Origin of the sequence: Natranaeroarchaeum sulfidigenes (assembly GCF_017094485.1) — an archaeon.
GTDB lineage: Archaea > Halobacteriota > Halobacteria > Halobacteriales > Natronoarchaeaceae > Natranaeroarchaeum > Natranaeroarchaeum sulfidigenes.
In genome coordinates, this window is record NZ_CP064786.1 from 2,999,417 (window position 1) to 3,023,660 (window position 24,244).

Consider the following 24,244-nt stretch of genomic DNA (forward strand, 5'->3'; position numbering starts at 1 on the left):
GTGGTAAATATTCCGACGTAAGCTCATAGTACAGGTTACTTTTCTAGCTCGTCGATCAGTTCGGCGTCGTCGATTTCGGCCCGCGAGTCTCGACCGATATCCTCTGTCTGCTCGGCGGGAGCTGTCTCGTCGTTGAATTCGCTGATCAGTTCCTCGATGTTGTTCAGTCCGAGCAGTTCGGCCGTCTCGTCGTCGAAGTCGAGGCTTTCCAGTGCGCCGTCACCCACCTGCACGTCGCTTCCAGAGAGGTGTTTTCCGTAGCGGCCGATCATGGAGGTGAGCTCCTGGGGCATAACGAATGTCGTCGACTCGCCTTTCCCGATCTCTTCGAGCGTCTCCATGCCCTTGTCGATTACCGCCCGCTCACCCATCGACTCCGCGGATTTCGCGCGAAGCACTGTCGATATCGAGTCACCCTGTGCTTCGAGGATCTGACTCTGTTTTTCACCCTGCGCCCGGATGATATTCGATTGCTTGTCACCTTCGGCCTTCTCGACGGCACTCCGCCGCTCACCCTGTGCTTCGAGAATCATGGCACGACGGCGGCGCTCGGCGGACGTCTGCTGTTCCATCGCCCGCTGCACATCTTTGCTCGGGTTGACCTCCCGGACCTCCACCGCTTCGACCCGGATCCCCCAGCGATCGGTCGCTTCATCGACCTCATCGTGGATCCTTCTGTTGATCTTTTCGCGTTTGTTCAGCGTCTCGTCCAGTTCCATATCGCCGAGTACGGCACGAAGCGTGGTCTGAGCCAGGTTCGAGACAGCCCGTTTGTAGTCATCAACCTCCAGAAACGCCTTCTTCGCGTCCATGACACGGATGTAGATGACGGCGTCGGCGGTCACCGGCGAGTTATCACGCGTGATGGCCTCTTGGCGCGGGACATCGATCGTCTGTGTTCGCATATCGAAAAGGTACGTCTTCGAGACGAACGGTGGAACGAAGTTGATACCGGGCTGTAGCAGTTGTCGGTACTCGCCGAACACCGTCAGTGCGCGTTTCTCGTAGGCGTTGACGATCTCGACCGCGCTCGCCACCGTCACGACTGCGAGCGTCAGCAAGAGAGCGCCGACGATAGAGAGCGGCGTCAACTCGAGGAAATTCGTCAGAAGCACGGCACTCGCTGCCAGTGCAAGAGCACCGATCAGCACCGTCTGTGGCCTGAGTCCGTGCGTTCGATGCACGCTCTGGATCCTGTCTCCCCCTGATTGGGACATGTTCGACTAGTAGGACTGACGCGGGTTAACGGTTCGCACCGGAGAAGGACCGACACTACGTGCTTACAGCTGCTCTTCGAGTAACGTAACCGTTCCCTCACCAACCCCCTCGACCGACAGGAGTTCGTCACGAGACGCACCACGGACCCCCTTCACGCTACCGAACCGACCCAGCAGCCGCTTACGTGTTTCTGGACCGATGCCATCGATCCCGTCGAGCGCCGTCGACACCTCATCACGCAGAGTCTGATGGTACTGCAGGGCAAAGCGATGGGCCTCGTCGCGAACCCGCTGTACGAGATGTAACTGGGGCGCATCATCCGGCCAGTCGTGCGTCCTCTCCGGCGTGATCACGAGCTCTTCGTCTTTCGCGATGGCGATCGTCGGGATGTCCCAGTCTATCGCATCGAGCGCCGCCCGCGCCGCCGAAAGCTGTCCTTCACCTCCGTCGATTACCAGCAGGTCCGGATCAGGTCGGTCATCACACCCCTCCACGGCACGACTGGCTCGCCACTCGACTAGCGAACGCATGTTCGCGTAGTCATCGTTTCCGCCATTCAGCCGCTTGCGGCGGTAGTCGCTGCTCTCGCGGGACCCATCGACGAACGTAACGTTGCTTCCGACCGCCTCGTTTCCCTGAGCATGACTGACATCGAATCCCTCGATTCGCGTCGGCCGATCGATATCCAGGGCCGCTGCGAGGGCACCGACCTCGTCACGGCCGTCGGTGCCGCGGCGGGCGTTTTTGAGCGCCAGATCGACGAGCGTCGCCTCCCGACCGGCACCTGGAACACGAACCGCGACGTCTTCCGCGTCGAGCCATGCAGCAAGCTCCTGGTCGTCGAGATGCTCCGGGAGTACGAGCGCGTCCGGAAGCTCCCGCTCGGCGTAGTACTGTGGGACGAACGCCGACAGAACGCGCGCGATCTGATCCGGTCCGCTGTCGGGTGCAGCGAGCGTATGCCGGTCCCGGTCGACGAGCTGGCCGCCATCACTGTGTAGCCGGGCGACGGTCGCCTCCTCGCCCTCGATGGCGACACCAAGTACGTCCAGTAGCCGTTCGCCGCCGGATTCTTCGCTGGCGACGGCGGCACCGCTGTCACCGTGGAACGCCTCGACGGTCTGCAGTCGATCGCGCAGGTTGGCAGCACGCTCGAACTCCCGACTCTCGGCTGCTTGCTCCATCGATCGACGCAGGGGAGTGGCGAGGACACCGATCTCACCCTCGAAGAATCGCTGCGTAGCCGTGACGTCTTCCGCGTACGCCGCTTCGCTTATTTCGCCAGTACAGGGAGCGGTACAGATACCGACCTCGTAGTCGAGACAGGGACGATCCCGGTTCGCGTACTTGTGATCCGAGCAGCCCCGCACTCCGTAGATTTCCCGGAGCCCCTTGACGACCGTTTCGAGGCGAGACCGACTGGTATACGGGCCGTACACCGTTGCACCCTCGTCCGGATCGCGGGTGATCTCGATCCGTGGAACTGGGTGGTCAGTTAGCTGGACCAGCGGGTAGGACTTGTCGTCTTTCAGTCGGACGTTGTACCGGGGCTGGTGGCGCTTGATCATGTTCGCCTCCAGCAACAGCGCCTGCGTCTCCGTGTCCGTCACCGCAACGTCGATGGCATCGGCACGGTCGACCATCCGCTCGATCCGGCGACTGCGCGGATCAGCGTACGAGCGTACCCGGTCACGGATGTCGACCGCCTTCCCGACATAGAGCACCTGCTCGTCGGCGAGGAACTGGTAGACGCCAGGCTCGGTCGGGAGGTCGCTCGCCCGATCACGGACCGCTCTCGCGTCCATCGGGACCGGCTAGGTGAGCGTTGAGTTTCAACTCTACGGCTGACCCCGAGAGGCAGGCCAGTAGCGAACAGGCGACGGAATCCGCCACGACGCGGCGTGTCGCACACCAGCCCCGGCCAGCGCCGTGTCAGCAGGTCATCGCATGGCGATCATGGCCGCCCTATCGTATATAAAAGCTGGGAGGCTTGTCGTCATGCTCAAGCCGACCCGCTCCTAACGACAGATATGTTCGAAAAGAACGTCGGTGGAACCGATCGTACGCTCCGGTTTGTCGGCGGAGCCGCGCTGTTACTCGTCGGTGTTGTGACACTCGGCCGAAGATCGAAACGGAACGGACTTGGCGCCCTGGTCGTCGGCGCAGGGCTCCTTGCGAGCGCGCTCACACAGCGGTGCACGGTAAACAAACTGCTCGGAATCGACACCTGTCCAGCGGAGTAGCGCCACCAGGAGTGGTCAGGAGAGCTGTTCGGCGACGATTTCGTCTGCCAACTCGATGAACTCCGCCTCGGTCCCTGCGGGGACGGTCGCTCCGGCTGCCACGTCGTGACCGCCCCCATCACCGCCGACTGCGCGTGAGGCCTCGCCCATCACCGCCGAGAGATCCAGTCCCTCCCTGACCAGCGTGTGCGTTCCGCGAGAGGAGACTTTCACCTCCTCGTCGGTCTTGTTCGCGAAGGCGATGATCGGCGTCCCGCGGTCGACGCCGTCGGCCCCGACCGCCATTCCGGCGACGATGCCGACGATCGTCTCTCTGATCCGATCCTCGGCGTGGAACCACTGGACGTGCTCTTCACGTGTGACGCCTTCGGAGGTGACCCACTCGATACCATCAGAAAGGTTTCGACGGTGGTCCCGGAGGAGTTGCCGGGCCCGGTCGAGCGCGTCTCCGCGGTCCCCGAGACAGACCGCAAGGCCCACATCCGCACGTTCATAGCGTGCAGTCGCGTTCAGTAATGTCGAAAACTCGCTTGCATCCCGCAGTTCGGTCCCTTCCGGTTCGGCGGTGAGCGAGTACGTCGTTCCCACGAGACCGTCGATCTTCTCTGCCGGGACGCCTCTCGATACCGCGCGCTGGACGAGCGCGCTGGCGACCGTCTGTCGCTCGTCGTCGGTCAGGTCGACCCAGCGCCGCCAGTCGCCGTCGGCTTTGAGATCCAGATCGAGGTCGTCGAGAAAACCCATCGCGCCGCGCTCGTCGTTGCTGATGCCGGGGATGTAGACGTCGGTCGAGTATTCGAGGAGTTTCGGCAGGGGGCGGGTCTGCTTGCCGTACAGGGAGAGATCGGTAGCCTCTTCGAGGACGCCTGCCGAAACCCCTTCCTCGACGATCCGCCGGTTCGCGCCGACGAGTTCGCCGCCGCTTGCCTGCATATCGCCGACCGCACCGACAATGGCGAGCGCCGCGAGATCCCGATTGTCGCCGTCTTCAGGTTCGAGCGCTCTCGCAAGTGCGTAGCTCGCACCGGCACCCGAAAGCTCGGACGCGCCGTTGATCCCGAACAACAGCGGGTTCAGGTGATACTCGGTTTCGGCGTCTGCCGGTTGGTGATGATCGGCGATGACCGGGGTGATATCTCCCGACTGCTCGTACTCTGTGATGATATCGAGCTGTCCGCTCCCGAAGTCGGTGAAGAGGACGACGTCCCGGTCCATGTTCGCGATCTCAGCAATCTCGTCCTCGCCGAGCTGTTTGCTGAATACCGTCTCGAAAGGAATTCTGCCGCGTTCGAGCGCGCTCGCCGCGATCGCGGCACTCGTCAGGCCGTCCGCGTCGATGTGCGAGGCGAGAACCACGCCGTCGGCGTCGTGCAGTCGCTCGGCACACTCAGCAGCGCGCTCGGCGAGGTCAGGAATCGGAGCGTCCATCTGGTCGAACGGGAGTTGTGCGGAATAAGGGTTAAAGTTGCGGGTCTACAGGCGGAGCAGGCCGAGTGCCTCGGGGCTTGACCCCGGAGCAGTTCACACTCGCACCGACCCACGATGACAGCCTCACCGTGTCCGTCGCGCCGACAGCTATATCTCTGCTGAATAAACATGTAGGAATATGCACGAACGTGGCAGGGAAACCGCGCCAATGTCGGACGTAACCGAGCGACTCACGCTGCTTGCGCTGGTATGTCTCGCCGACCAGGGAGAGACACCCGCACACGCCGAAAAAGTCTCTGCAACCTGCCGAACGCAACTCGTAGACGCTTCGGTAGATCCGACCGACAAAGCAGTTGTCCGGCGGCTCAAACGGCTCGCCGACACCGAATACGTCGACCAGACCCGCATCGACGACCAGTCGCCAGTCGGCAAGGGGAACCCTGCCTACCGGCTCGCCGTCGATGTCGAAACCGCGCTGGAACCGTTCGTGACCGAGCGACAGATCGCCAAAGTGGTGGAATCGATCGAGAGCGACGGTTCGTAACTACTCGTGGTAGGTCGGGGCGGCAGCCTCGACTACGTCACACGCCAGTTCCTCGAAGTCGGCAGTGTCGGGGACGACATCGACGTCGATCCCGTACTCCTCGGCAGTCTTGCGAGTCGGCGGGCCGATCACGCCGACGACGGCGTCGTTCAGCCCCTCGATCGCCGCCTCCCTGATGCCGCGCTCTTCTGCGGCCTCAACGAAGTGAGCCACCGTCAGCGAGGAGGTAAACGCCGCCGCGTCGAGGTCGCCCTCGGCGGCGAGGTCGGCCGACTCGCCCGCGCCATCCGGTCGCACAAGCCGGTACAGAATCGTCTCGTGGACGTAGGCTCCGGCGTCCTCGAGTCCGTCGGTGAGCACGTCGCTGCCGTGATCGCTCCGGGCGACCTCGACGCGTTTGCCGTCAACGTCCCCGGTCAGCGCGTCGACCAGTCCTGTTGAGGTGTACTCTTCGGGGACGATATCGACCGGGTACTCAGTGGCGCGCATGGCATCGGCCGTGCTCTCGCCGATCGCCGCGACGGTCGCGTCACCGGGCTCCCAGCCGGCCGCGGCGGCGAGCTCGACGCCCGTCTTGCTCGTCAGGACGACGAGGTCGGCGTCGGTCCGTGGCGTTGCGCCGGTCGAGTTAACGGCCAGCATCGCGTCGGGGATCGGCGTCGCACCGAGCGATTCGATCAGTTCGACGGCCTCGTCGAGGCGCTCATCGTCGGGCCGGAAGACGGCAACGGTGGTGTCACGCGCCATTGTTGCTGCCCTCCACCGCTCGTTCGCGGTCCGGTTCGTTTTCGAGATGCTCGATCACCCGCTCGCGTGTCGCAGCGACCTCGCCGATGACGGTGATCGCAGGCGGCTCGATCTCGTGTTCGTCTCGGACATCGACGATGGTCGAGAGAGTGCCAGTCACGACGCGCTGGTCGGGCCACGTCGCGCGCTCGATCAGCGCGACCGGCGTGTCCGGGGCTTTGCCCGCTTCCAGCAGCGCGTCGGTGTACAGCGGTAGTTTTCCAACGCCCATCAGGACGACGAGCGTGCCTCCGGTGTCGGCCAGCGCCTGCCAATCGATCGCCGACTCCTCCTTGGTTGGGTCCTCGTGGCCCGTGACGAAGGAGACGCTGGACGTGTACTCGCGGTGTGTCGCCGGGATCCCGGCGACTGCGCCGCCCGCGAGCGCCGACGTGATGCCGGGGACGACCTCGAAGGGGATGCCGTGCTCGGCGAGGTGTTCCATCTCCTCGCCGCCACGGCCGAAGACGAACGGGTCGCCGCCTTTCAGGCGCACGACGGTGTTGCCCGCCTCCGCGGTCTCGACCAGCCGGCGGTTCGTGTACTCCTGTGGCGTCCACTCTCCGCCCGCACGCTTTCCGACGTCCTCGCGTTTCGCCTCGGGGATCGAGTCGATGATGTCCGGCCCCGGCAGCTTGTCGTGGAGGACGACGTCCGCCTCCTCGAGCAGACGCTTCGCTTTCACGGTGAGCAGGTCCGGATCGCCGGGGCCGCTCCCGACGAGGTAGACTTTACCGACCGTCTCGTCCCCACTCATTCTTCCCCCCGTTTGGCTTCGCCCTCCCCTTCCTCCCGCTTCGCTTCCTCGATCAGCTCGGCCGCACCCTGTTCGGCCAGATCCTGCGCGAACGCCCGCGCGTCGCGGACGTGGCGTTCGACCGACAGATCGCGGCTCGTCGCGACGGTCTCCCCGCCGTCGCGGCTGTACACCCGGACGACCGCGTTGACGTGCTCGCCCTGCACGACGGCGTAGACGCCGATCGGCGCGACACAGCCCCCACCCAGTTCGGCGAGGATCGTCCGTTCGACCGTCGTCTCGACCCGGGTGCGGGGGTTGTCGAGCGCGGTATGGATCCGTTCGCCGACCGCGTCGTCCAGACTCGTCACCGCGAGCGCGCCCTGGCCCGGCGAGGGGACGAAGTCAGTCGTCGGCAGGCGCTCGTACTCGATGCGGTGGAGCAGGCCGCTCCGTTCGAGTCCGGCTTCCGCGAGGACGATTGCATCGTATTCCGTTTCTACCTCTCGCTCCATCGCGCGGCGCTCTATTTCGGCGAGATCCGAGAACCACTCCTCGACGTCCCGATCGTAGGGGTGTTCGTACTCGTCGTTGCCCGCGTTCCCCTTGCGCTCTTTCTCGGCTTCCGTGCGGGCTTCGTGTTCGGCCTGCAGCCCCGGCGCGAGCAGTTTCTCGACCCGGGTGTCGACGTTGCCCCGGAGCGGCTCGACGGTGAGGTCCGGGCGGGCGTCGAGCAACTGGGCCTGTCGGCGCAGACTCGACGTCCCCACGGTCGCGCCCTCGGGCAGGTCGTCCAGACTCGTCCCGTCGGGCGTAACGAGCACGTCGCCCGGCGGGCCGCGCTCGGGGATGCCCGAGACGATCAGTTCCTCGGGCTGATCTGTCGGCATGTCCTTCATCGAGTGGACCGCGGCGTCGACCTCGCCATCGATAACCTTCTCGTCGAGGCTGCGGACGAACGCGCCGGTCTTGCCGAGCCGATGGATCAGCTCGTCGCGGATCCGATCGCCCGTCGTCTCCACCTCGACCAGTTCGACGTCCTGTCGACGGCTTTCGAGGGCCTCCTTCACCGTCGCCGCCTGGCGGCGGGCGAGATCGGAGCTCCGTGTCGCCAGCCGAATCGTATCGCGGTTGCTCATACCCTGCTCTCTATCTGCCACGGTGAAAAGCACGTTCTTTGGCTCTGCCGCTGTGCGTGTCCGTCAAGCGCCAGCACTGGGGTCGGCGTCACCCGGTCCGTCGGCCGCATCGCCGACCAGGTCCGCGGCGTCGGCGTCGCCGGCCGCCCGGAGCGCCGGGAGTTCGTCCGCGGCATCCCCACGCAGGCGGTACGTCTCGTGGTAGTCGTCGGGGTCGCGTCCACGGCCCGACAGCGCGCCGACCACGCCCGCGATCCGCTCGTAGTTCTCGCGGACGAGCGAGCCGACGATGCCGGGCGTCCCCGCCCGATCCGCGAGCTCCTGGGCCGCCGAGCGTCCCGCGTACACCCGTTGCTCGTCGGGGTCTACCAGCACCATCGCGAACGGACGCTCGCCGAACTGCGCGTCGAGGAACGGGCCGACCGCGTCGTCGTACCACGAGACGGCGACGACGTCGTCGAGCCGTTTCAGCGCCACCGCGGCGATCGAACAGTACGGGCACTCGCCGTCGAAGATCAGGACGGAGCTACTCATCAGGCGTATCAGGTGCTACAGGAGTATAAACGACACTCCGGATCGAGTCGGACGGGCTACTTCGCGAAGTAGCTCGTGAAAAAGCCCGAGAGGAAGGCAGTGATCGCGACCGACAGCGCGACTTCGCCGAGCCCCCACGGTCCGTCCTCTTCGTCCGCGAGCGCGACCGTGATTCCGACGCTGATGATGACCGAGATGATGCCGTTCGCGACGTGTTTGAACAGACCCATAGCGGAGAGAGGGTCTTCGCAAAAATATAGGCTACGCCGGTTCGATCGTCCCTCGGCGTCTCAGAGCGCCTCCTCGTACGCCGAAAGCAGCGTCTCGACGTCCTCCTCGGTATGTGCGTAGCTGACGAACTGGGACTCGTACTGGTTGACCGTGAGGAAGATACCCTGCTCTTTCATCGCGGGCCAGAACAGTCGCTCCCAGCGCTCGTCCTCGCAGTCGGCGACATCCGCGCCGTTTTTCGGGCAGTGATCGTAGCGCGGGCAGTCGGGACGCTGGCGACAGCCGGCCTCGCACTGGCCCTCGGTGGAGTCGGGACCCTCGCGGGTGAACAGGACTTTGAACATGCTGTCCGTGCCCGCGACGGTGTAACTGGGCGCGCGGTCGGCGACGATCTCGGTCAGCCCCTCGCGGAGCTGTTCGCCCAGCGCGTTGACGTGCTCGTAGACGTCGTTCTCGGCGGCGTATTTCAGGGACTCGTAGCCCGCCGCCATCGTGACGGGGTGACCCGAGAAGGTGCCCGACTGGAACACCTCGCCCGCGGGCGTGAACTGCTCGATGATCTCGGCCTTGCCGCCGATCGCGCCGACCGGGAAGCCGCCGCCGACGATCTTGCCGAAGGTCGTCACGTCGGGCGTGACGCCGAACTTGCCCTGCGCGCACTGGAGCCCGCCGACGCGGAAGCCGGTGATGACCTCGTCGAAGATCAGGAGGGCGTCGTGGTCCTCCGTGAGATCCCGGAGCGTCTCGTGGTAGCCCTCGACCGGGTGGACGATCCCCGTGTTGCCGAGGATCGGCTCGGTGAGCACCGCGGCGATCTCGTCGCCGTGGGCCGCGAAAACGTCCTGAACGGCGTCGACATCGTTGAACGGCACCGGGATCGTGTGCTGGGCGAACTCCTCGGGGATCCCCGGGCTGCTCGGGTGGACGTGGCCGTCCTCGCCCTCGACCAGCGTCGACTCCTGTGCACCGTGGTAGCCGCCCTGCATGACGACGATCTTGTCCCGACCGGTGTAGCCGCGGGCGAGCCGGATCGCGGAGACGGTCGCCTCGGTGCCGGAGTTTACGAATCGGATCATCTCGACGCTCGGGACGTGGCGGGAAACGAACTCGGCGAGGTCGACCTCGATCTCCGTGGGTGCGCCGTACATCGGCCCCTCGCTGACCGTCGACTGGACTGCGCTCTGGACCGGCTGTGGCAGGTCGTGTCCGTACAGCAGCGGGCCGTAGCCGTTGACGAAGTCGAGATACCGGTTGCCGTCGGCGTCGATGACGTGGCCGCCGTCGCCGCGCTCGATGAAAAAGGGATACGGTCGGATCGCGCGCACCGAGGAGTTGACACCGCCCGGGATCGACGACAGTGCACGGTCGTAGAGTTCGCGGGAGCTATCGTGATTCATGCCCGCGAGTTGGAACGCGCGGGTAAAGTTAGTACCGGCATCGCGGCGTCGAGCCGTCCCGCTCGAGCGCGTCGTACGACGGCAGATACACGCGCAGCGGAAAGAATTTGACGCCGATCCGAGAACAGTCGATCATGTTCGTCGAACTTGCCCTCCTGCTCGGGGTCGCCGGCGTTGCAGGGTACTTCCTGATCGGCGGTGGCCGCAGACTTCGGACGACGTATCACATTCTCCAGAACGACCCGCTCGACGTTCGGTCGGTCAACGGCCATCGAGGTCCGGTCGAGGTCGAGGGACAGGCCGTGCCGGACGACGAGCACGGAACTGTCACGGCCCCCTTTACCGGGACAGAATGTCTCGCCTACACCTACGAGGTCGAGGAACTACGTTCCTCGGGCAAGAACTCCAGCTGGCACACCCTCGACGAGGGACAGGGTGGCGTCGACTTCCTCGTCGACGATGGAACAGGGCGCGTACGCGTCGATCCGCAGGGTGCGGATATCCGCCTCGACGGTGACTCGATCACCGTCAAACCCGGCAAGGAGTTGCCTGATAGACTGGAACGATACGTCGAGGCGACCGAGGGCGTCGACAAACAGGACGGAACGGTGAACCTGCTCGTTACCGAGGTGAACACGGGAAACAAACAGCGCTTTACGGAGCGTCGGCTCGACGTCGGCGAAACGGTCTACGTCTACGGTCAGGCTACCCGCGGCCCCTCGGCGGGCTGGGGGAGTACGGTCGTCGATGCGGTGATCGGCAACGGAGACGCCATTCCGACGTTCGTCGTCTCCGACACCGACGAGCGCGCCACTGCGTGGCGATTCGCACGAGGCGGGCTGTGGCGGGTCGCTGTGGGCCTCGGTGTGCTCGTGATCGGTGCCCTGTTCGTACTGCCAGCGGTCGCCCTGTCCGTCTGATTGTACTACAGTTTTCGAAGTTTATGGCTATAATAATCGAAGCGTATAGCTACAGTCCTCGAAGTCGCGGGACAGTGCAGGTAAACCGCGCAAACGCGCCGTATATTCCTTCGAAAGCAAAGAGGGGCCCGCGGCAGGAGCCACCTGCCAGCGAACCCCGGAGGGGTGGACGATCACTCGTCCGAGGGCCGACGCGTCAACCACCCGCGTCCGCCATGGATATGCACACAGTAGTCCCGTACTCCGCAGTTGCCCCTACACCGCGTCGGGTCCGGTTTTACCAGTTCGTACCTGTACCGCCTCCTCGACGTCCATCACGAAGATCTTGCCGTCACCGGGCTCGCCGGTGTTGGCACCCTCCCGGATCGCCTCGACGACGTCCCCGGCGGGCACGTCCGCGACGACCGTTTCGATCTTTACTTTCTGGTGGAGGTCGACCGTGTACTCTTCGCCACGCCACTGGCCCTTCTTTGCGGGCTGGCTACCGCGGCCGGAGACGTTGGTGACCGTCAGCGACGGCGCACCGACTTCCGCGAGCTGTTGTTTGATCGCGCCGAGTCGGTCGGGACGAACGATCGCCGTGACCATCTTAATCGGCTTTTCGATGTCCTCACCACCGTCGGACCGTAGCTCCGACGAGGCTCGCTCGCCGACCTCGCCACCGTCAGTGCGAATCTCGTGATGTTCCACAGGGACGCCGCCGTCCGTGGCGACGTCGGGACCGCCGAACTCGGGGTAGGTGTCGACGCCGTGTTCGGAGACGTCGAGGCCGTCACGCTCGTGTTCAGGGGTGACGCGGGCCTGACCCATCGCCTTGAGTGCGCCCCAGACTGCGGCCGTCGTGACGACGGTCCAGATCGTCAACACTGCGACACCGATGATCTGTGGACCGAACGCGCCCGCTTCGATCGAGAGAATTCCGCCAGCGATGAGCCCGCCGCCGATTGCCGTGCCCTCGACGGACCACAGCGGGTAGACGATCAGACCGAGCATCCCGGCGCTCCCGTGGACCGGAAAGACTGCACAGACATCGTCGATCTTGAGCGTCTGCTCGACGAACTTGAACACCAGGGGGAGCTGTGCGCCGGCGAGGAAGCCGATCGCGATCGCACCCATCGGCGTGATCAGGTTCGTCGGGCCCGTGACACCAACCAGACCAGCGAGCATGCCGTTTGCGACGTACAGCGTATCGACCTTTCCGGTCATGTACAACGCGGCGGCGGCCGCACCGATCCCGCCAACGCCCATACCGAGTGCCGTCACGATCGCAACACGGCCCACGACTTCGAAGGCACCGAGCTCGAACACACCGGGTTCAGGGTTGATCGGCGTCGCGGCAGTGCCGACGTTGAAGCCGAACCAGCCGAAACAAAGGATCAGCGTCCCCAGGACGGCGAAGGTCATCGAGTGACCGGGGATGATGTTGACACTGCCGTCCTCGTTGTACTTGTCCATCCGGCTACCGAGCACCCATGCCGCGGTGAGCCCGGCGACGCCGCCGAGACCGTGGACGACCATCCCACCCGCGAAGTCCTCGAACCCAAGGCCAGCAAGGAGCGGCGCGACACCATCGGCGGCGTGTGGTGCGTACCAGACCAGACCGGCGGCAACGGGGTAGATGAACGCCGCCAGAACGAAGGTGTACGCCAAGTACGCACGGAGTTTCGCTCGTCCTGCGACCGCGCCCGAGACGATCGTCGCGGCAGTCATCGCGAACACCGCGCTAAACAGGACGTTCATCAGTCCCTCGCTGGGGTCGGCACCGAACATCGTCAGCTCCCCGGTACCACCTCCGACGAGTAACGAACCGATATTATTCGATATCCCGAGACCGACGACGAAAAACACCGCAATCCCGATCGCCCAGGTGAGCATGTTCTTGGTCAGCTGATTCGCGACGTTCTTCGAGCGCACCTGACCGGATTCGAGCATCGCGAAGCCGGCGTGCATGAAGAAGATCAGGAAGGTGACGGTGAGTGCCCAGACCATGTTGATACCGGTCGCGAGCTCGTCTAGATCCGCCGCACTGATCTCCATGATAACCGGGTCTACCATACGACCACCTTCGAGCCCATCGAGGGTTTACGGAAATTCAGTGAATGTTCGTCCAACGGTTCCAGTGTATCCCGCACGTTTATGAGCGCCATTGCGGTTGTTCGTATTGAATCAACCCAATATAAGGATTGGCGTTGACAGACTGGCAAATACACTGCCCCTAATTGTAATAGTGAAAAAATCTCGTTTGGTTATATCTATATAAGGTTGTGAAACACACGGGAGTCAGCACACGCTGTATAACTTCTGGACGAACGGAAACCACAACTCAAAGCAGACCCGACTGCCCAGCCACAGGCCGACGACCACTGCGAGGACACGTCGAAACGCATAATATGCCAATATCGAGCGTTAGACGGCTCTTTAGACAGTTCTGTAGAATTCAGGTACGGTGCGAGACGAACTGGTTACGCTTGCGCGCGCTCAGTTTTTCGTCGACTTGGAGCGCCCATCGACATCGTCTTCCGGCGGCTCGACGCCCTCGACCGCCTCGGCGATCTCCGTGTCTTTCTCGGTGTCGATATGCCAGCGGTCGATCGTATCCTCGTACTCCGCGAGCCGTTCGGACACCTCCTCTTTCAGGCCATCGTCGTTGACATTAACCTCAAAAATGAACTCCTCCTCGTCCCCGTTGGTCGATTGCTGGAGGTTCGCACTGATCAGTGGATTATCGAAATAGTAGGGTGCAAGCTGTGTCATCACCCGCTGGTAAACGGTGTCTTCAACCTTGCGAAGCGCTTTCCGACCGGCCGAGTCGGCTGCCCGTGCGACGTAATCGATTGACTCACCCCACTTGCCGACCGCCCCCTCAGCATCGTCAGCGTCGAGTTTCTCGTAGGACTCGCTGAGTTTCTCGCCGGCCGTTTTGATGTCCTCGTCGGGATTTTTACCTGCCTGTTCGCCCTTCCCCTCCGCGACGCTTGCCTGTTCAGCGGTCTTCTCGCTGACGTCTTCCTCGATTCGCTCGTGTGATTTGGGTCGCCACTCATCCCACTCTTCGAACGCTCGAGCGTACTCGTCGCCACGATGGACCTGTACGTCACGGAGCGCACGCGAGATCCGCTCGCCGTGTTCCACGATGTCCCCCCACGTCCCCCGGATCTTGAATCCCGAGATGCTCTCTTCCATGGCCGTGTGGGTATCCGCTAAAACAGGCGTCTATATACGCTTTATCCCTGCGTTCGATGGTACGGCACCCACAATCCGACGCCGTCTACTCCTCGTCGTCCTCTCGCATCTGCTGGAGTCGTCCGACCAGATCCTCGGTTGACTCCTCGGTATCGAAGGTAATCGCGCCGTCGTGATCGTTCTCATGGACGTTGACAGCTCCATCGTCGTCTGTTTCGACGTTCTGATCCTGTTGTTCGGACTCGTCGTAACTACCAAAACCCATGCGGGATACGAGGCAGAGCGCCGACATAGGTAGTTCGGTTCGGGAACGGACTGGCACGTATCCACACGCACACTGGCGTTATTCGGAAGCGGATTCAGAACGCCCGTTCGTACTGCGGTGGGACGTCGATCCGATCCAGCGCATCGAGTTCGCGGGCGGCCCGGAGCGGGAACTGCGGATCACGCAGGAATTCACGGCCAACGATCGCGAGGTCGGCCCGATCGTTGCGGATCAGCGCGTCCGCCCCCTCGGGCGTCGTGATCCCGCCGACTGCACCGATGCCGACGTCTTCGCTCGTGTGCTCACGAACGTGCTCTGCGAGTGGCACCTGGTAGTTCGGGCCCGAGGGCGGGAGTTGCTGGTCGGGATGGATACCCCCACTGGAGACGTCGATCAGATCGACGCCAGCGTCAGCGAGCCGATCCGCGAGCCGGGCCGACTGCTCGACGGTCCAGGACTCCCGGTCGGGGAGCCAGTCAGTGCCCGAGAGCCGAACGAACAGGGGACGGTCGTCCGGCCAGATATCCCGGACCGCTGCTGTGACCTCCAGGGGAAACCGGATCCGGTTCTCGAAGCTCCCGCCGTACTCGTCGTCACGGTCGTTGGCGACGGGCGAGAGGAACTCGTGGAGCAGGTAGCCGTGGGCCGCGTGGATCTCAGCGATCTCGAACCCGGCGTCGAGGGCGTACCCGGCGGCGTCGGCGAACGTCTCGACAAGTCGCGCGATTTCCTCGCGGGACAGGGCGGCAACCTCGACCGGTGACTCGTGGCCGGGATAGGGAATCGCGCTCGGCGCGACGACGTTCCAGCCACCCTCGTCGGGCTGAAGCGGTCCCCGACCCTCCCACGGTCGGCGCGTGCTCGCTTTTCGCCCGGCGTGCGCCAGCTGGATCGCCGGAACGCTCCCCTGCGATCGGATGAACTCGGTGATGGGCGCGAGCGCGTCGGCGTGCTCGCCACTCCAGATACCCAGATCTTCGGGCGAGATACGTCCCCGCGGTTCGACTGCAGTCGCCTCGGTCATCACCACTCCCGCGCGGCCGGTCGCTCGCGCACCCAGATGTGTCCGATGCCACTCGGTTGCGAGGCCATCCCGATCCTCACAGGAGTACTGACACATCGGCGAAACCATCACGCGGTTCGGGATCTCCGTTCCACGCAGTTCGAGCGGGGAGAACAGATCGTCTGTCATCGTTGCCCCTACTCACCGCGGGCACAAAGCCGCGGTGATCAGCGATGGCGTTTCCGGTAGTTCGGGCGCACACACCCCCAGTATGCGGGCCGGAACGCTCGCGCGGTACGCGAGGATCGATAGCTTATACTCGTCGGACGCTCGATTGGCGAGCATGACCATCGAAGACCGGGATGAAGCACACGTCGTCACGCACGCGCTCGCGAAGGACACGCTCTCCAGACTTCGGGATGTAGAAACCGAGCAGGTCGCCTTCCGGAAGGGGCTCGTCAAACTCGGCCGAATCTGTGGGTACGAGATCATCGACGGTCGAATGGAGACCGAGTACGTCTCGATCGATACGCCCCTCGAAGAGACGATGGGCGAGCGCGTGAAAGGACTCGACGACGTCGTCATAATTAACGTTTTGCGCGCGGCGACGCCTTTTGTCGAGGGACTCCTGAAGGCGTTCCCGCGGGCGCGACAGGGCGTCATCAGCGCAAGTCGGGACGAGAGCGCCCGCAAGGAAGACGGCTCGTTCCCGATCACCGTCGACTACGTGAAACTACCCGAGATCACAGAGGATGACACCGTCATCGTCGCCGACCCGATGCTCGCGACCGGTTCGACGATGTGTACTGTGCTGGATCACGTCCTCGAGAATGCCCCCGAGCCCGAGCGCTTTATCGTCCTCTCGGCTGTGAGCGCCCCGGATGGCCTCCTGCGCGTCGGCGAGGAGTTCGACGAGGTCGACCTGCTGACCGTCGCCATCGACGACCATCTCGACGATGACGGCTTCATCGTTCCCGGCCTCGGCGACGCCGGGGATCGGGCGTTCCGTACGCAGTGAGGTAGGGAGAGACGACCACTAGAATTTTGTGGGAGAGGCACTCACATCCGAGTAGATGTCAGCTCCGTGTGACTCCTGTAGCGAACCAGTCTCCGATCCGCTCGCGCGGACAGTCCGACTCACAGTCGACCGATCGCAGGTCGATACCCAGCGGCTCTGCCCGCCCTGTTTTGCCGACTGGATCGGTCGCTACCGCGCGGAGATGGAAACTGACGACGACCCGCTCTCCGACGACGAGATTATTGTCGACTGACCACTACCGCCCCCAGCTGACCACCACAGACCCACAACACCAACCCCTTCACTTCGGATCGAAACCGAGAGAGGGAGAACCTGTAGCACTGCCGATCGCCGCTAACGAAACGGAGCTATTCGATATGGGCTCGTCCGCTGGTCGCGCTCCGAAGCCGATCACGAAGTCCAGCAGCATCCTCGACTGGGACGCGAACGTCGAAGGCAACGCGTTCCCCGTAGTCTGCCTCGAACTCGACGCTGGCGCTGTCGAGGACACTCCGAACCGTCCCGGAGTCATCGTACTCGACGGTAACCGAGACACGCTCGTGCGGGCGCTCCTCGACGACGCCAGCCTCGTCGAGCGCTTCCTTGACGGCACGGGAGTACGCCCGTGCGAGTCCACCGACGCCGAGGTTAGTTCCGCCGTAGTACCGCGTCACGACGACGGCGACGTTCTCTACAGCTTCCTGCTGGAGCACGTTCAGAGCGGGCTTGCCCGCCGACCCTGCCGGTTCTCCGTCGTCGCTCGACCACTCGCGGAACGGATCGGCCCGGACTCGATAGGCAGGGACGTTGTGCGTCGCGTCGTCGTACTCGGTCCCGATCGCCGCGACGAATTCCTCTGCCTGTCCGGTCGTCTCGACCGGGGCGATATGGCCGATAAACTCGGATCCCAGTACCTCGAAGGCCGCGCTGGCGCGCTCGGCGACGGTTAGATAGGCGTCGTCCGACATCGATCAGCCGTCCTCTGGGTCTGACGAATCGGTTGACGATACGGAAGGGGCGTCGTCCGAACTGTGGGCGTACTCGGCGTACACAAGGAGGACGAGAGTGAGGAGTAACAGGGTCTCGGCAGTCTTGGAGATGCCATCGATGGGAGAGCCCACCAGGTGCTCGGCGAGAATCACGATCGGGTTACCCTCGTGGCTGTGGCCGTGGGTATCCTCGACCCACGGGAGCACGGCCATGTGGCCGCCGAGGTGCCAGTAGGCCCACCCGAGGATGTAGGTCAGCATCAAACCGATTCCGAGAACGTATGCGCGAAGCCGTGAAAGGAGCTGCTGACGGACCAGTAGAAGCGCAACGATGATCGCAACGCCGGACACGATAAACAGCAGTGGACGGGGATCCCAGTAGATCGGCTGGTCGGTCTGGGCCGCCGTAATGAGCCGAGGAATGGCCCAGTACAGGTGGAGTCCGGCGACGACCGCTGCTAGCTGTACCGCAGCGAACTCGAGTGTTCCCCGTACGCTGTCGTCCATATGCGTACTCGTCTCGGGATCGTCAATAGGCCGTCGGTTTCTCGGACGCTCACTTCAGTTCGATCGAGCGGACAAAGGAGAGATCGGATAGCTCGTTGATCAGCGATCCCGGCAACTCCTGATCGGTGACGATGTAGAGGCGCGGTTCATCGGTGAATTCGGGATCCTCGCTGATCGTCTGACGGATCGAGACGCCCTCCTCGGCGAGCAGTCCCGTGACCCTTGCGACGATTCCCTCCTGTTCGGCGTCAGTAACCTCGATCGACAGGACGGTGAGATCGAGGACGGGAGCGAGATCCATCAGGCTGGGGACCTGTGAGATATTCTGGAAGATGCGGGTGAGCTCCTCGTCGTCGAGGATCGCGTCGGTCGTCGAGTCAACTACTCGCCGGTCGACATCGATCTCGCGTGCAATGCCGGTGTTCGGGATCTCGATCCCGCCCGAGACGACCCGCCCCTCGTCGTTGACGGAGAAGCCGCGTTCCAGCAACAGGCGGATGACCGCCTGCTGTGACGGGCTGCCCTCGAACTTTTCCATGATCTCGTCGAACATCCTTGTCCGGGCGAACGGTCGGCCCGTATTTATAGAATGTGTCGCCCACCGGCCAGGCGGAGCGTGCGACTGGACTACATGTTTCAATGAGATTTATGTTAGCAGAGGACCTCGGTATTGAGCAGCCAATGGGACCCACGATCGATGTGGTCCACGTCGGACGACACCAGGACGACGTGGGGACCACGGACCCACCAGTCACAGAGACTCACCAGCGTGATCCCCACGCCGTCCGCGCCGTCGGCACAGTAGATCAAACCCTGAGCGCAGTCGAGTCACGCCGCCCCGACGTGCTAGTAGTCGAGCACGACCTCCCAGGCGGCACGGGACTCGACGTCCTGGGTGCTGTGACCGAACGCTGGCCGGAGCTCCCGATCGTTTACTACACTGCCCAGCCGGACGCTGAAGTCGCAGCCAGAGCCAGTCAGGTTGGGATCACGGAGTACGTGTACGAAGCAGCGCTGGACGAGCAAACGCTCCTTGACCGTGCGCGTGCCGTCGTGTCCGGGAACACGAACGCGGACACCGTCCCCGACGCCATAGCAACCCGAGAGGATGCGCTCGAACGACTGTACTCGACAGTTGCCCCGAACGAGTCGGTAGCGGAGACCATCGACGATTTGCTCTCACTCGCAATGGACGTATTCGAGACGGGTGGAGCCGTACTATCGCGAATCGAGAACGGCGAGTACACGATCGAACACGTTCAGGGGTTCGACGGAGCCGTCGAGGCAGGCGAGACGCTACCGCTCTCGGCGACGTTCTGTGAGCGGACGATCGCCGGCAAAGCCGCGCTCCAGTTCGGCCAGTTGGCCGATGCACCATACGATCTGTCCGAGCGACCGGTTGCCGAGGAGTTCGGTATCGAGTGTTACGTGGGGACGCCCGTCGTCGTCGACGGCGAGCCGTACGGTACCCTCTGTCTGTTTGATCGGGAGCCTCGCTCGGGCTTCGACGAATGGGAAGTGACCTTCATCGAACTGCTGGCGACCTGGGTCAGCCGCGAGCTCGAACGCGAGCGGCGGGAGCAAGAGCGTGACACCGTAGACTCCGAGCTCAGGGAGGTCTTCGAGCGTGTCGACGACGGCTTTTTCGGGATCGACGACGAGTGGCAGTTCACGTATCTCAACGCCCGCGCGGAATCGCTGCTGCAGCGCGAGGCCGAGGAACTGATCGGACGGAACGTCTGGGAGGAGTTCCCCGAGGCGATTACACGGGCGTTCTACGAGCGCTATCACCGCGCGATGGAGACACAGGAGCCGGTCGATTTCGAGGAGTACTTCCCCCCGCTGGGGATCTGGTTTCAGGTTCGTGCGTATCCGGGCGACACCGGGCTCTCCGTCTATTTCGAGGACGTTACCGAGCGCAAAGAACGCGAGCAGGAGCTCGAACGCTACGAGCGGGTGTTCGAGAACGTCAGTGATATGATCGCCGTGCTCGACGAGAACGACGAGTTCGCACTCGTGACCCCATCGCTCGCGGAGAAGCTCGGTTACGACCGCGACGAGCTCATCGGCACACACGTCTCGGCTGTCACCGGTGACACGACCATCGAGGAGAGCTACGAACTCGGCCGGGAGCTGGTCGACGAGCCGCACGGATCCACGCGCCGATGGGAAACTGAGATCATCGACGCCGACGGGGGTGTACTACCGGTCGAGCTGGAGTTTTCGGTCCTCGAAACCGAGGCAGGGGGCTACCAGACGCTCTGTGCGGTGCGGGATATCTCCGAATTAGCCGACACCAGAGAGGAGCTAGCGGACCAGCGCGATCGCTTCCAGTACCTCTTCGAGTATATACCGGATCCAGTCGTCGAGGTCGAGTTCACCGACGGCGAGCCGATCGTTCGGTCGACAAACAGCGCCTTCACCGATGTCTTCGGCCACGAGCAGTCTGCCATCGAGGGGCGCTCGCTCAATGAGCTGATCCTTCTACCGGGCCAGCAAACGGCTGCGACTGAGCTTGACGAGGAAGCGATCGAGGGGAACGTACAGCGTGCGGAGCTTCGCCGACTCACAGTCGATGGCCCCCGAGAGTTCCTCTTTCGTGGCCTCCCCTACGACACTGGCGAGGAGGGCGTGTGGGGCTTCGGTATCTACACCGACATCAGCGAGCAAAAGCGCCACGAACAACAGCTACAGGTTCTCAACCGGATCCTCAGGCACAATCTCCGGAACGATCTCAACGTCGTCATCGGGCTGGCCGAACATCTCGCGGCCGACAGTGACGATCCGGAAAGCGTCGAGCAGGCGAACGAGCTAGTCTCACAGGCCCGGTCGCTCGTCGATCTCGGGGACAAGGCCAGACAGACCGAGCGAGTTCTGGATCCCGAGACGGAAGTGTACGCCGAGCAAGCGCGGTCGCTGTTCGACGGGCTCGTCCGTGAGTACGGCGAAGGGTACGACGGGCTGTCAATAACCACGGAGTTCGGACACGAAGAGCCGTTCGAGATCGATCGTCGTGTACGGATTGCCGTCGATAACCTCGTCGAGAATGCGATCGAGCACAACGACGGCCCGGTCTCCGTGACGCTCAGGACCGCGGTCGACGAGGAGGGTCGCCTCCGGATCAGCGTCGAAGACGACGGGACGGGCATCCCGAAGACGGAACGCTCGGTGCTCTCGGGCGAACAGGAGATCACGCCACTCAGCCACGGGAGCGGGCTCGGACTGTGGCTAGTTGTCTGGGTGGCACAGACCGTCGGCGGCGAGGTGGAGTTCGGCGAGCGTCCGGATGGAGGGAGTATCGTCACACTGACCGTCCCACACCGGCAGACTGCGCTGCTCGATTCCGGCGAGAGTGCGGGCGAGTCCCGATCTGATGTGTAGTTCCGCTATAGCTCTCCTTTCGTGCTCGGCGTGTCGCTTCGTCGCTCGTCGATCCGCGTCGCGTCGTCGAGCGCGCGGGCCGTGGCCTTGAACAGCGCCTCGATTTCGTGGTGGGCGTTCTCGCCCGTGACCTCCGCGTGGAGGGTGAGCCCGGCGTTCATCGCCAGCGAGCGCAGGAAGTGTTTGGCCATGTGGCTGGTCATCCCACCCACTGCGGCCTGTGAGAACTCGCCGTCGAACCGGAAGAGGGGGCGGCCACTCACGTCGACGACGACACCGGCGACAGCCTCGTCGAGGGGAACCTTCCGGTCAGCATAGCGGACGATCCCGCGCTTGTCGCCCAGCGCCTCCGCGAAGGCGTCGCCCAGCACGATCGCGACGTCCTCGACCGTGTGGTGGTCGTCGATCTCCAGATCGCCGTCACACTCGACCGTGAGGTCGAACAGGCCGTGTTTGGCGAACGATTCAAGCATGTGGTCGAAGAAGCCGATCCCGGTGTCGACGGCGGCGTCGCCGTCCCCGTCGATTTCGACGGTGACGTCGATATCGGTCTCTGCGGTCTCGCGGGAGACTGCCGCGGCGCGGTCGGTCATATCGGCGTCAACGCACCCGAGCACTATGGTTCCTGCGTCTCGCGTCGTGGCGAGCGCAGCAGATGTATCGTTACCGCAGCGCCGCCCGCGCCTCTTCGAGCGTGAACTCGCCCTCGTACAGCGCGCTCCCGACGACCACCGCGCTCGCGCCCGCTGCGCGCAGATCACGGATATCGTCGATCGATGCGACGCCGCCGCTGGCGATGACTGGAATATCGACCGCCTCGACGACCCGCCGGACGGGATCGGTCTGGACGCCGTCGAGTTGTCCCTCGACATCGACGTCGGTAAAGAGGATTGCGCCCGCACCGAGTTCCTCGTAGCGTGTGGCGGCCTCCGCCGGATCGATCCCCGTTCCCTCGGTCCACCCCTCGACGACGACCTCGCCGTCTTTCGCGTCGAGGCTCACGACGACGCTTTCGGGATACTCCGCGCTGATCTCGGCGACGAGATCGGGATCGTTCACCGCCGCAGTGCCCATAATGACCCGGTCGAGGCCGCGTTCGAGTAAGTCCGCGGCGTCCGCAGCGGTGCGGATCCCGCCGCCCAGCTGAAGCGAGACGTCCGTGGCCTCGACGATCCGCTCGACAGCGTCGGCGTTCGCGCGCTCGCCCTCGAACGCGCCGTCCAGATCGACGAGGTGGAGCGTCGCCGCGCCCTGATCGATCCAGCGTTCGGCAGCCTCGACCGGATCGCCGTAGCGTTTCTCAGTACCGCGCTCGCCCTGTACCAGCTGGACGACCTCACCGTCTTGCAGATCGACCGCGGGCACGATCTCGAACTCGGGGAATGCACTCATACGTGGGGGGTAGACCGGGGAGCGCCTAAACCCACCGAACCGGTCGGGCGCTGGCGTCAGGGCGGCGAGGGAGGGAGCTGTCGAGACGAGTACGTCACTTATTTTATCGGATTTGTCGTACTGTTGCCCAATGGAAACGCTGCTCGCTATCGGCGTCGTCGCGTCGATCTTCGTCGGCTTCAACATCGGCGGCTCCTCGACAGGCATCGCGTGGGGACCGCCGGTCGGGGCTGGCGTCGTGACGAAAACGACCGCCGCAGCGCTTATGACGGTATTTGTCTTCCTCGGCGGCTGGACAGTCGGCCGAAACGTCATGGGGACGCTGAGCGAGGGGATCATTACCCTAGAGGGAGGCATTCCGCTCGCAGGCGGGGTCGCAATCCTCTTTTTCATCGGCCTCGGGATTCTCGTCGCGAACGTCTTTGGCGTCCCCGTCCCGACCTCGATGACGACCGTCGGCGCGATCGCCGGACTGGGTCTCGCGACGGATACGCTCAACTATCCGATGATCGCCGAGATCATCTCGTGGTGGTTCGTGACGCCGATCATCGGGTTCTGGATCGGCGGCGTCATCGGGCGATACGTTTATCCGGAAGTCAACCGACGTGTGGAGATCAAAAAGACCGACGGGCCACTTTTCGTCATCGATCGGGCCTCGGGTGTGCCGAAGCCGTCGTTCGGGCCGAACACGACGTGGTCGGAAGTCGTGAGTACGACGATCGTGTTCGTCATCGGCTGTTACATGGCATTTAGCGCGGGGGCGAGCAACGTTCCGAACGCTGCTGCGCCACTCGTGAGTGCTGCGGGCGGGCTCCCCGAAAACACCGCGATTATCCTCGCCACACTGGCGATCGGTCTCGGAGGGTTCACGATCGCCCGACGGACGATGGAATCGGTCGGAAGCGAGCTAAGCGACATCCCACTCCTTGCCGCATTGTTCGTGATGGTGACCGCCTCGACGATCACGACATTGCTTTCCTGGATCGGGATCCCGATCAGTCTCGTGATGTCGACAGTCATGACGATCGTCGGTATCGGCTGGGGGCGTGCAACTCGACCGATCACCGTCCGTGAAGCAGTGACCCGCGATGCGAACGGCCACGAGATCGTCACCGGTGCCATCACCGCGGAGACAACAGACAGCAACGAAGCCGCACCGATCGGTGAACCCGAACCGAGCGAGGTCCTCAACGCCGAGAATCTGTTCAACCCCCGGGCGATTATCAAGTACATCTCGATGTGGATCATCGGCCCGACGATGTCGACCGGGCTGGCATATGGTTTCTTTGTGCTTTTCCCGGGAGTCGTGTGATCCGGACGCTTAGGTAGA

At 63.6% G+C, this 24,244-nt stretch carries 25 protein-coding genes; 7 read left to right on the forward strand and 18 right to left on the reverse strand.

Features of this window, described 5'->3' with window-relative positions; translation table 11 throughout:
- Window positions 1-35 precede the first annotated feature (35 nt).
- Both AArcS_RS15595 and AArcS_RS15600 read right to left on the reverse strand, forming a co-directional pair.
- A complete protein-coding gene (locus tag AArcS_RS15595) occupies window positions 36-1,217 on the reverse strand; it encodes an SPFH domain-containing protein (RefSeq protein WP_238478340.1) in 1,182 nt (393 codons plus the stop codon).
- A gap of 63 nt (window positions 1,218-1,280) precedes the next feature.
- Complete coding sequence (locus AArcS_RS15600; protein WP_238478341.1) at window positions 1,281-3,023, reverse strand: excinuclease ABC subunit C; 1,743 nt, start codon at window positions 3,021-3,023, stop codon at window positions 1,281-1,283.
- Window positions 3,024-3,248: 225 nt separating this feature from the next.
- On the opposite strand from AArcS_RS15600, the gene AArcS_RS15605 reads away from it, so the two are divergent.
- Window positions 3,249-3,461: a YgaP family membrane protein gene (locus AArcS_RS15605; protein ID WP_238478342.1), complete on the forward strand. Its 213-nt coding sequence runs from the start codon at window positions 3,249-3,251 to the stop codon at window positions 3,459-3,461.
- Between the two features lie 15 nt (window positions 3,462-3,476).
- Here AArcS_RS15605 and recJ read toward each other — a convergent pair whose 3' ends face one another.
- Window positions 3,477-4,889, reverse strand: a complete 1,413-nt coding sequence (gene recJ / locus AArcS_RS15610; protein WP_238478343.1) for a RecJ family nuclease — start codon at window positions 4,887-4,889, stop codon at window positions 3,477-3,479.
- 208 nt (window positions 4,890-5,097) lie between these two features.
- Between recJ and AArcS_RS15615 the strand changes: the two genes are divergently transcribed.
- Window positions 5,098-5,433 (forward strand): hypothetical protein, encoded by a 336-nt coding sequence (locus AArcS_RS15615; protein WP_238478344.1) that lies wholly within the window; start codon window positions 5,098-5,100, stop codon window positions 5,431-5,433.
- Here the strand turns inward: AArcS_RS15615 and AArcS_RS15620 are convergent, their stop codons facing one another.
- The 6 genes from AArcS_RS15620 to hemL all read right to left on the reverse strand — a co-directional run bounded on the left by AArcS_RS15620 (window position 5,434) and on the right by hemL (window position 10,256).
- Complete coding sequence (locus AArcS_RS15620) at window positions 5,434-6,180, reverse strand: uroporphyrinogen-III synthase (protein ID WP_238478345.1); 747 nt, start codon at window positions 6,178-6,180, stop codon at window positions 5,434-5,436.
- Window positions 6,170-6,976, reverse strand: a complete 807-nt coding sequence (gene cobA / locus AArcS_RS15625) for a uroporphyrinogen-III C-methyltransferase (protein ID WP_238478346.1) — start codon at window positions 6,974-6,976, stop codon at window positions 6,170-6,172. Before cobA ends, AArcS_RS15620 begins: the two co-directional genes overlap by 11 nt.
- Window positions 6,973-8,094, reverse strand: coding sequence for a hydroxymethylbilane synthase (gene hemC, locus AArcS_RS15630; protein WP_238478347.1), 1,122 nt, complete (start codon window positions 8,092-8,094; stop codon window positions 6,973-6,975). Before hemC ends, cobA begins: the two co-directional genes overlap by 4 nt.
- A gap of 63 nt (window positions 8,095-8,157) precedes the next feature.
- On the reverse strand, window positions 8,158-8,628 hold the full coding sequence (locus tag AArcS_RS15635; RefSeq protein WP_238478348.1) for a thioredoxin domain-containing protein: 471 nt from the start codon (window positions 8,626-8,628) through the stop codon (window positions 8,158-8,160).
- Window positions 8,629-8,684: 56 nt separating this feature from the next.
- The gene (locus AArcS_RS15640) at window positions 8,685-8,858 is read right to left on the reverse strand and encodes a hypothetical protein (RefSeq protein ID WP_238478349.1); all 174 of its coding nucleotides are present in this window, start codon (window positions 8,856-8,858) and stop codon (window positions 8,685-8,687) included.
- A 60-nt stretch (window positions 8,859-8,918) separates the two neighbouring features.
- Window positions 8,919-10,256, reverse strand: coding sequence for a glutamate-1-semialdehyde 2,1-aminomutase (hemL, locus tag AArcS_RS15645; protein WP_238478350.1), 1,338 nt, complete (start codon window positions 10,254-10,256; stop codon window positions 8,919-8,921).
- A 134-nt stretch (window positions 10,257-10,390) separates the two neighbouring features.
- On the opposite strand from hemL, the gene AArcS_RS15650 reads away from it, so the two are divergent.
- Complete coding sequence (locus tag AArcS_RS15650) at window positions 10,391-11,176, forward strand: GIDE domain-containing protein (RefSeq protein ID WP_238478351.1); 786 nt, start codon at window positions 10,391-10,393, stop codon at window positions 11,174-11,176.
- Window positions 11,177-11,431: 255 nt separating this feature from the next.
- Here AArcS_RS15650 and AArcS_RS15655 read toward each other — a convergent pair whose 3' ends face one another.
- The 4 genes from AArcS_RS15655 to AArcS_RS15670 all read right to left on the reverse strand — a co-directional run bounded on the left by AArcS_RS15655 (window position 11,432) and on the right by AArcS_RS15670 (window position 15,816).
- Window positions 11,432-13,231 carry an ammonium transporter gene (locus tag AArcS_RS15655; protein ID WP_238478352.1) on the reverse strand — a complete coding sequence of 600 codons (1,800 nt, stop codon included), beginning with the start codon at window positions 13,229-13,231 and terminating at the stop codon, window positions 11,432-11,434.
- Between the two features lie 423 nt (window positions 13,232-13,654).
- Complete coding sequence (locus AArcS_RS15660; protein ID WP_238478353.1) at window positions 13,655-14,359, reverse strand: DUF5828 family protein; 705 nt, start codon at window positions 14,357-14,359, stop codon at window positions 13,655-13,657.
- A gap of 85 nt (window positions 14,360-14,444) precedes the next feature.
- Entirely contained in the window at window positions 14,445-14,624 is a 180-nt protein-coding gene (locus tag AArcS_RS15665; RefSeq protein ID WP_238478354.1) for a DUF5786 family protein, read from the reverse strand.
- 94 nt (window positions 14,625-14,718) lie between these two features.
- Window positions 14,719-15,816: an NADH:flavin oxidoreductase/NADH oxidase gene (locus tag AArcS_RS15670; protein ID WP_238478355.1), complete on the reverse strand. Its 1,098-nt coding sequence runs from the start codon at window positions 15,814-15,816 to the stop codon at window positions 14,719-14,721.
- A gap of 154 nt (window positions 15,817-15,970) precedes the next feature.
- On the opposite strand from AArcS_RS15670, the gene upp reads away from it, so the two are divergent.
- A complete protein-coding gene (upp, locus tag AArcS_RS15675; RefSeq protein WP_238478356.1) occupies window positions 15,971-16,645 on the forward strand; it encodes a uracil phosphoribosyltransferase in 675 nt (224 codons plus the stop codon).
- Between the two features lie 55 nt (window positions 16,646-16,700).
- On the forward strand, window positions 16,701-16,898 hold the full coding sequence (locus AArcS_RS15680; RefSeq protein ID WP_238478357.1) for a DUF7569 family protein: 198 nt from the start codon (window positions 16,701-16,703) through the stop codon (window positions 16,896-16,898).
- Window positions 16,899-17,013: 115 nt separating this feature from the next.
- On the opposite strand, the gene AArcS_RS15685 is transcribed toward AArcS_RS15680, so the two are convergent.
- The 3 genes from AArcS_RS15685 to trpY are packed head-to-tail and all read right to left on the reverse strand — an operon-like array spanning window position 17,014 to window position 18,694.
- Complete coding sequence (locus tag AArcS_RS15685; protein ID WP_238478358.1) at window positions 17,014-17,613, reverse strand: IMPACT family protein; 600 nt, start codon at window positions 17,611-17,613, stop codon at window positions 17,014-17,016.
- 3 nt (window positions 17,614-17,616) lie between these two features.
- Window positions 17,617-18,141, reverse strand: coding sequence for a hypothetical protein (locus AArcS_RS15690; RefSeq protein WP_238478359.1), 525 nt, complete (start codon window positions 18,139-18,141; stop codon window positions 17,617-17,619).
- A 49-nt stretch (window positions 18,142-18,190) separates the two neighbouring features.
- Window positions 18,191-18,694, reverse strand: a complete 504-nt coding sequence (trpY, locus tag AArcS_RS15695; RefSeq protein ID WP_238478360.1) for a TrpY family transcription regulator — start codon at window positions 18,692-18,694, stop codon at window positions 18,191-18,193.
- A gap of 128 nt (window positions 18,695-18,822) precedes the next feature.
- On the opposite strand from trpY, the gene AArcS_RS15700 reads away from it, so the two are divergent.
- Window positions 18,823-21,522 carry a PAS domain S-box protein gene (locus AArcS_RS15700; protein ID WP_238478361.1) on the forward strand — a complete coding sequence of 900 codons (2,700 nt, stop codon included), beginning with the start codon at window positions 18,823-18,825 and terminating at the stop codon, window positions 21,520-21,522.
- Window positions 21,523-21,527: 5 nt separating this feature from the next.
- Here the strand turns inward: AArcS_RS15700 and hisB are convergent, their stop codons facing one another.
- The gene (gene hisB, locus AArcS_RS15705; RefSeq protein WP_238478362.1) at window positions 21,528-22,115 is read right to left on the reverse strand and encodes an imidazoleglycerol-phosphate dehydratase HisB; all 588 of its coding nucleotides are present in this window, start codon (window positions 22,113-22,115) and stop codon (window positions 21,528-21,530) included.
- A gap of 70 nt (window positions 22,116-22,185) precedes the next feature.
- Window positions 22,186-22,914 (reverse strand): 1-(5-phosphoribosyl)-5-[(5-phosphoribosylamino)methylideneamino]imidazole-4-carboxamide isomerase, encoded by a 729-nt coding sequence (gene hisA / locus AArcS_RS15710; protein ID WP_238478363.1) that lies wholly within the window; start codon window positions 22,912-22,914, stop codon window positions 22,186-22,188.
- A gap of 130 nt (window positions 22,915-23,044) precedes the next feature.
- On the opposite strand from hisA, the gene AArcS_RS15715 reads away from it, so the two are divergent.
- On the forward strand, window positions 23,045-24,226 hold the full coding sequence (locus AArcS_RS15715) for an inorganic phosphate transporter (protein WP_238478364.1): 1,182 nt from the start codon (window positions 23,045-23,047) through the stop codon (window positions 24,224-24,226).
- Window positions 24,227-24,244 lie beyond the last annotated feature (18 nt).